Raw genomic sequence first — 7,027 nt, 5'->3', positions numbered from 1 at the left:
GTACCACATCGCTGCGCGATGTGCAAGCGAACACCCGCGCTGCGCGCGGGTGTTGCGCTCCCGCTCCGCGTGAGCGCCTGCTGCTCGCTGCGCGAGCAGCTCACCCGCCGTGCTGCGCACGGCGGGTGGCGCTCCGTCCGCTGCGCTCCCGGAGCTGCGGGGCCTGTGGCCCCGGGAGGTGGCCTCCGCTGCGCTCCAGCCACCCGGGGCGCAGCGCGCCCCAAAGGCGCGCCCCGCTGCGCGGGTCGGCCAACGGGCCTGCGGCCCGAGCGGCAAGGGGAAGGGGTGGCCGGGGCGGTGACTCTGCATCAGGTGATGCAGCATGTAGCTTTGGCAGAATGGGGCCACACCTCCACCTCGTTCGGGGTGGAGGTGTGGCCGGGGCGGCCCGGAATTCTGGCTCCGAGACGCCCCTTTCTTTCTGGTGTTACCGGAGGAGAGAGAACGCTTCCATGTATTCCACGTCCTTTTCTGCGGGGACGGGTTCACCCGTTACCGGGTGGGTGGTGTACGCGGTTTTGGCTTCGGTCTTTCCCAGGGAGATGGGGACTCCGCTGTTGAAGCGCCATGCATAGACCTTGTCGGTCTCGCCCTCCCGGATTGTCCGCAGTACCAGTCCGGCCGAATGGGCGCCGGTCATGGCGGCTGCGAGAAGGTCGGTGAAGTCGATCGTGTCCTCGAAGCTGGCCCTGATGATGTCGCCTTCGAGACGGTCGACTTCGAGGACGCGGACGGTCGCCGTGCCGAACAGGGCGGCGACGACGAGGACGGCGCGGTGTTCGCCCAGTCCGGCGCGCTCCAGGAGCCGTTCGACGGTGTCGGCGGCCCTGATGTCGTCGGAGGGGCTGGGCATGACGTGGTAGGCCACGGTGGTCTCTTTCTGTTGGTGGGGTGTCTTGGTGCCGTGGTGGGTGCCACTCCCGCCACGGCGGGGGTTGGAGGCGGCGGGCGCCGCCTCCAAGGGGTCTTTCTGGTCTAGCTCTTGGTGCGCTGGAACGGGATCGGGTTGGAGAATTCCATGAGGACTTCGATCAGTTCCAGAACTTTGTCCTTCGTCAGCCCGAGGGTTTCCCCTTCGGAATCCGTTCCGCCGGTGAAGAGGGCGTTTCCGCAGTAGAACTGATGGGGGGTTCCGTATCGCGCGAAAATGGCGGTGGCGGGGAGGTTGATTTCCGGGCTTTCGACCATCGCGCCTTCGTCGTCGATCCAGAGCGAAAGGTCGGTGGTGATGTCGGCGACGTCGTAGCGGTCGCAGTCGATGGTGGCGCGCAGGAGGTGCTGTCGGTCGGCCGGGTTGCTGGGCCAGTCGACGAGCCGGAACGTGCCGCCGGGGCGGATGAGCAGGGCGAAGGCGGGTTCGGTGCGCGTCTGGGACATGAGTCTCCTTCAGGTGGGGTCGGGTGACTTGGTGTTGGGTCGGTGCCACTCCGCCCAACAAGAAAACTGTATCAGTTTTAGACGCGATTTTTGGGGAGTTCTGCGCTATCCGCGCAGGTCAACACATATGAGTGACGTTTCCGAATCGCTGGCGCCGCAGGATCTCGCGGGGTACGCGGGTCGGGGCGCGGTACCGGTCGCCGCTCCCGGCGGGAGCGCAGCGACGTCGGGGCCCGGGCTCCGCGCAGCGGGGGTCGGCAAGGGAGAGAGCGCAGCGGACTCCCGCAGCACGCGTCAGGCGCGCAGCGCCCGCAGGGGCCGCGCAGCGAGGGAGGGAGCGCAGCGGACTCCCGGGCCCGTGCCGCGTGGCAGGCGGCGGCCGGTGGCGCGCCCCGACCCGCCTACCCCGCGAGGAAGAGCTTGTAGGCGCGCCTTTGCGCCCGGCTGCGCCCCGGCGCGCCCACGGGAGCGGGCGGGGCTTTGGAGGGTCGCAGAGGGGTGTTCGGGGACTTCCGCGCGAGGGTGCGCCGGGGCCGGCCTCCGTTTCGGTTACAGGCCGTTCGGTGCTCCGGCGGGGGCGGGGAGCTGGATGTCACGGGCGCGGGAGATCCAGTGGATGCGCTGTCGCGTGGGCAGGAGGCTGTAGTCCAGGGTGCGCAGACCGGGGCCTTCGGTGAGGTGCCAGGGCGCGATCTGCCACAGGCCGTCGTGGTCGGGGACGGGGTGGACGGGAGAGCCGGTCAGTGCCAGGTCCCACCGGTCGGTGCTCCCGTTGTCGCGGTCGTCCCCCACGGTGATGCTGCCCCGTACCTGGTGCGGCAGTTCCAGGCCGTCCTGGCGCGCCTGGTAGTTCTCCGAGAGCTGCTTGATGGTGAAGTCGCGCTGGAGGTAGATCTGCGGGGTTGTCTCCCCCGGCTCTAGGAGGAGCACGTCGGCGGCCGTGGGCCTGTTGTCCCGGTCCAGGACCAGGTCGCCTTCGAACCGGGCTTCGACCCGCTGGGCGCTGCGGTTCTCCAGTACCAGGACCTGTTGCAGCACCAGACGGTTGGCTCCGTCCTGGTCGGCGGGGAAGTGCCACCTGTGCCCGGCGGGCCATGTGTTGCAGGGCATGCCGGAGTTGTTCCACGCCTGCGGCGGGAAGGGCGGGGGGTCCAGCTTCAGGATGATGTCCGGGGCCTGGGAGTCGAGCCGGCTGCGGATGGCGTCGGCGGTCATCAGCTGGCTGATCCTGACGGACTGGCGTGTGAGACGCGCCTGCCATATGACGCCGCCGAAGGCGAGGCTGCCGCCGATCGCGCCCACGGCGGTCCAGAAGGTTTCTGACATGGCGGAGATTCTGGCACCGCGGCCAGGGCCGCCCGCACACCGGAGACCGGGGGCTCTCCGTGCGCCTGTGCGGCCTTGCGGACCCGCGGCGCGCCCCTCTTCCTCCCTGGGGGGTTGTGGGGGCTCTGGAGCGGCTTGGAGGCTGCCGGGGGTGTCTGTGCGGTCAGGTGGTGAGGGCGTTGAGGAGTGCTGCGGGATCGGGGTGGGTGTGGCCGTCGAGGAGCGGGGTGCGGGGGGCGGGGTGGCGGCGGCTGTCCGCCGTGTGCCAGCCGGTCTCTTCGTCCCAGACCAGTGCGGCAGCGGGGGCGCCTGCGGCAAGGGGGACGGCGGCGCGCACGGTGTCGCCGTCGTGCTGGACGGCGGGCGCGGTGGCCGGGCCGGTGAGTCCGGCTGTGCGCAGGGCGTCGGTGACGGCGGTGAGGTAGGGGGCGGCGGCGCGGCCGCGCAGGATGGTGAGTGCCTGCCGCTTCGCGGTGCGCACTTGTCCGGCGGGGTAGCCGAGTTGGGTGGCGGCCTGGTCGGGGGTGAGGCCGTGGTGGGTGGTGAGGTGGTTTGCGATGCGTTCGGCGCGCACGGTGGTCAGCGCGCGTTGGGCGGTGTCGCGGTGCACGCCGAGTTCTTCGGTGACGCGGGCCGCGCTGGTGGCGGGGTCGGCGTCGAGGAGTTGGGCGGTGAGGTCGAGGACCTGGCCGCGGGGGACCTGGTCGCCCGTGCGCTTGGGCCGTCCGCCGGCCGGGGGGCGGGAGGCCTGGGCCCGGCGCAGGGCCAGGACGGTACCGCGCGGCCAGTGCTCGACTCCGCCGACGACGGCCCTGTGCTCGACGAGCCGCGCGCGGTAGCCGTGCCAGCTCTCGGGCCTGACTCCGGCCAGGGCGGCGCACTCGCGCCGGTCGAGGAGGTCTTCGTCGTGGTCGGTGCCGGGCAGGGCGGGAACCGGGTCGCCCGCGAGGTAGGCATCGACCTGGTCGCCGTCGAAGAGCAGGGTCTTGGCGCCGTCGGAGCTGATCGGGGCGGGAAAACCCTGGGCCTTGTAGGGCTTGAGCTCCTGATAGCGGCGCACGCTGAGCCCCCGCTGCGCGGCGAGATCGGTGAGGGTACGGACCTTGTCGGCACGTCCGGCTCGGATCACGTCAACTCCCAAAAGGGCAGGGGAAGGGGCGGAGGCTCGGTAGGCGGGTCACCGTCGGCACGTCGCCTGTCAGAAAAACTGTACCGGTCTTCGTGTCGCCCGAGCGTGTGCCTGTAGTGTCTTGCCCACACTTCGCGGTCTCCGGACGGCGGGTGTCTTGGAGGCCGGCGCCCGTGCCACCCGCTCAGCGGACTGAGGGCGCCGGCCGCTTTCATGCCCGGCCTGATGCGTCGCTCGATCACTGTCATTGCGATCTCTCGGCCTCGTGTCAGTGCGCCACCTGCACGAATACCGCCCCGTGACAGTGGAATCGCCGCGATCTCTCACACCCATGACAGTGCGCCCTACCCCGAGAACTCACGCTGCCCCGCGGCGACACGCAGACCTCCCGCTGTCTCTCACTCCGCTGTCACGCAACCGAGAGATCGCACCCATGGGCTCGAACGACTCCGGCTCCTCCTGGGCCACTGCCGGTCGGCACGTACGTCACGGGCGAGATCACCCAGGGGCGTGTCGTTGACGTGGCCGGATGCTTCACGGCGCTGGCCTGAGTAACCGGCTCTGCCCGGTCTAACGCCTGCCGTGCGCTGAAGGTGTTCGGTACCTGCGCTCACCAGGGAGACATGGCGGTGCCTTCCTGGGGCAGTGCGGACTTCGAGCGTGCGAGCAGGGCGTCCACGAGGTGGGCAGCGTCTGCTGTGTCCGCGAGCAGGCGCATGGTGTGACGGAGAGCGTTCGCGAGTGCCGGGTCGGGGACGAGTGCCCGCGGGAAGCCCTTCTCAGGCTCGGGGCCGCGCATGACGTCATCGAAGAGCCTCCCTTCCAGCACGTCCTGCGGGTAGGGCAGCTCGGCGGTCCCGTGATCAGGGAGCGGCACGCCGGCGTACACGTGCATGACGGCCTGGGCGAGACCGATGCGCAGGCTCTGGGCGTCCATGCTGACCTGAGCCAGGTAGCGCTTCAGATCAGCGGGGGTAGAACAGCCGGCGCCTTGGAGGTCGCGGGCCTGACGGTAGGCGAGCTGCTCGTCCACCGCCGTCATCCCGTCACGCTAAGCAGAGAGTTCTTCCGGACGTACCGGCCATCGCCGAGACCTGCGCCGAGGACCACCTGGGTGACGTGTCCGTGGCCGGCGGGCAGGAGGGCACCTTCCTCGCGGACGGTGCCGTTGGGGATGGCGGAGGTGAAGTGGACCGACTCCAGGCGCAGCACGGAGACGAACTCACCGCCCAGGACGTCGGCGTGGATCACCACGGGGAGGTCGTCGTCCGCCCCGTGAAGGGCCAGGACTTCACGCAGGTATCCGACGGTCATCACTGAAGGCTTCATGGGCGGCTCAACGCCCTGAACGGGCCGCGGGGCACGGACGGGTCGGGCTCCCGGCTGTCCAGGTGCGCAGCGCGCCTCGCGTGTGCGTGTGGCGGGGGCGCCTCTGCGCTGGTGGCCGACTCCTGGGTACCAGGGGCCGGCCACCGGGGTTGCGCGTCAGGCCGCTGCTGCGAGGGAGTGGCCCTGGGCGACCGCGTCGAGAATCTGGGGCTGTTCGACGCGGTAGGCGCGGTGGGCCCGGCCTCCGCCGGCGGAGGCGAGGACCCCGTGCTTGCGGAGCAGGTTCATGCTCTTCTCGACCGAGGCGAGGCTGAGGCCGAGGGCGTCGGCCAGGTGCTTCTGAGTCGGCCCTTGAACTTCGAGGCTGGCTCGCGGAGCGAGGCCGACCTCCGCGAGAAGGGGAGGGGTATGGGCGAGGTAGTCGAGGAGCTGCGCGACTCGGGCGAGCGTCGAGCGGTGGTCCAGTCCGTAGACGATGTTCATGACGCCCTGGCGATCCATGAGGACCTGGTAGAGCATGCGCTGGACCGTCAGGTCGCGGACCGCCCAGCTGCGGAGTACCTCGCGCGAGATACGGATAGTCCAGGCCGGGCCGAGGAAGTCGACCCAGGCGCGCTGGTGAGGCTGGGACGTCTCCCGGAAGACATCAAGGTCGCCGACCCAGTAATCGCCGGCCCAGAGCCGTTCCGCGTCGAGGACGACGCCGCTGACGAGGATGTCGACGTACGCGTGGCGGCCGGTGAGACGGACGCGGCCGGGAGAGGTGCGGTGGAGGAAACTGCCGGCGGCCAGAGCCGCGGCGGCCTCGGCGCCCACCCCGAGCATTCCGAAGTAGCGGCCCAGGCGGACCTCGACACTGCTGCGGCGGGGGCGGCTCTCATCGCTGGGCGTCGCCATGTCAGTTCCCCTTCCGGGCACGGCCGTCGAGGACGGTCGTGGTGGTGGGGGTGTCGTACGCGTGGGCGGCGACCGGGGCCGGAGCGGGCTGGGGCGCGGGCTCGGCGAGGATGCGGATGATGGGGACCATCGCGGCGATCAGGCTGCCCATGGCGAGCAGGACGGCGGCGATGCGGACGGGCGTGGACTTGAGGTGGAAGATCGCGTAGCAGGTGGTTCCGAACACGATCAGGAACAGCACCGCCGCGGTGATCAGCGCAGGCGTGGACAAGGCAGCCCCTATGGGTGAGGGGCGGTCGGCTGCTCGACTGTCGATCCCTGGCGAGGGGGGACAGCCGAGCCCGGCGCGAGACCGGAGACCGCCATCTGAACTCTTCGGACTTCTGGCAGCACCAGCCGAAGAGTTGCCCCGGGGGGCGGTCTCCTACGACCGGTAACCGAGAACTGTACCGACACGCGTCGCAGGCTCCCAACAACCCTTATCCGTGGGGAAATCGATCAGAGCTAGCGCATGTGAGCGAGTTGATCACCCCGACACACACAGAGTGTGACGGAGCCAACACGGAATTGAGTTTTACGCCTCACGGAACCCGTATTTTTACGGCTCCTACCTTCCACGGACGGAAGAACCCGTAAAACTGCGGCATAACTCGGCGGTAAGCCCGGTTACATACTTCGTGCTGGACATGGGCCTTGAACTCGCCTGGACTTCAGCATCATCGGGTGTTCCGGGGGGTGGCCCCCTCCGGAAGCCCGGTGGCAGACGTCGTGAGAGCCCGCCGGAAACGGCGGGCTCTCCGCGTTTCTAGCACCTCGGCCCCGGGGCCCGGCAAGGAAACGCCGGGCACGGGAGGCCGCCGGCAAGAGCTCTCGTGATCGCGCTCTGTCCCGCGAGGCGCAGCCCTGAGCCGTGGAGGGGGATAGAGACGCCCGCCGGGGGACCCGACCTAAACGTCAAGGTGACGGTGT

At 69.8% G+C, this 7,027-nt stretch carries 8 protein-coding genes; all 8 read right to left on the bottom strand.

The genetic code is table 11. The features are described from left to right. Positions 1-427: 427 nt before the first annotated feature. Positions 428-868 (bottom strand): hypothetical protein, encoded by a 441-nt coding sequence (locus tag ACFWV2_RS27765; protein WP_384408931.1) that lies wholly within the window; start codon positions 866-868, stop codon positions 428-430. Between the two features lie 107 nt (positions 869-975). Beyond that, positions 976-1,377 carry a DUF3846 domain-containing protein gene (locus ACFWV2_RS27760; RefSeq protein WP_384408929.1) on the bottom strand — a complete coding sequence of 134 codons (402 nt, stop codon included), beginning with the start codon at positions 1,375-1,377 and terminating at the stop codon, positions 976-978. Between the two features lie 549 nt (positions 1,378-1,926). Beyond that, positions 1,927-2,703 carry a hypothetical protein gene (locus tag ACFWV2_RS27755; RefSeq protein WP_384408927.1) on the bottom strand — a complete coding sequence of 259 codons (777 nt, stop codon included), beginning with the start codon at positions 2,701-2,703 and terminating at the stop codon, positions 1,927-1,929. A gap of 163 nt (positions 2,704-2,866) precedes the next feature. Then, positions 2,867-3,832 carry a hypothetical protein gene (locus ACFWV2_RS27750; RefSeq protein ID WP_384408925.1) on the bottom strand — a complete coding sequence of 322 codons (966 nt, stop codon included), beginning with the start codon at positions 3,830-3,832 and terminating at the stop codon, positions 2,867-2,869. Between the two features lie 610 nt (positions 3,833-4,442). Next, entirely contained in the window at positions 4,443-4,874 is a 432-nt protein-coding gene (locus ACFWV2_RS27745; RefSeq protein WP_384408923.1) for a hypothetical protein, read from the bottom strand. Further along, positions 4,871-5,146, bottom strand: coding sequence for a hypothetical protein (locus ACFWV2_RS27740; RefSeq protein WP_384408921.1), 276 nt, complete (start codon positions 5,144-5,146; stop codon positions 4,871-4,873). Before ACFWV2_RS27740 ends, ACFWV2_RS27745 begins: the two co-directional genes overlap by 4 nt. A 171-nt stretch (positions 5,147-5,317) precedes the next feature. Continuing rightward, positions 5,318-6,058 (bottom strand): hypothetical protein, encoded by a 741-nt coding sequence (locus ACFWV2_RS27735; RefSeq protein WP_384408918.1) that lies wholly within the window; start codon positions 6,056-6,058, stop codon positions 5,318-5,320. A gap of 1 nt (position 6,059) precedes the next feature. Beyond that, entirely contained in the window at positions 6,060-6,329 is a 270-nt protein-coding gene (locus ACFWV2_RS27730) for a hypothetical protein (RefSeq protein ID WP_384408916.1), read from the bottom strand. Positions 6,330-7,027: the final 698 nt, after the last annotated feature.

Source organism: Streptomyces sp. NPDC058671 (assembly GCF_042716475.1).
Classification (GTDB): Bacteria; Actinomycetota; Actinomycetes; order Streptomycetales; family Streptomycetaceae; genus Streptomyces.
This window is presented reverse-complemented; position numbering and strand designations above follow the sequence as displayed.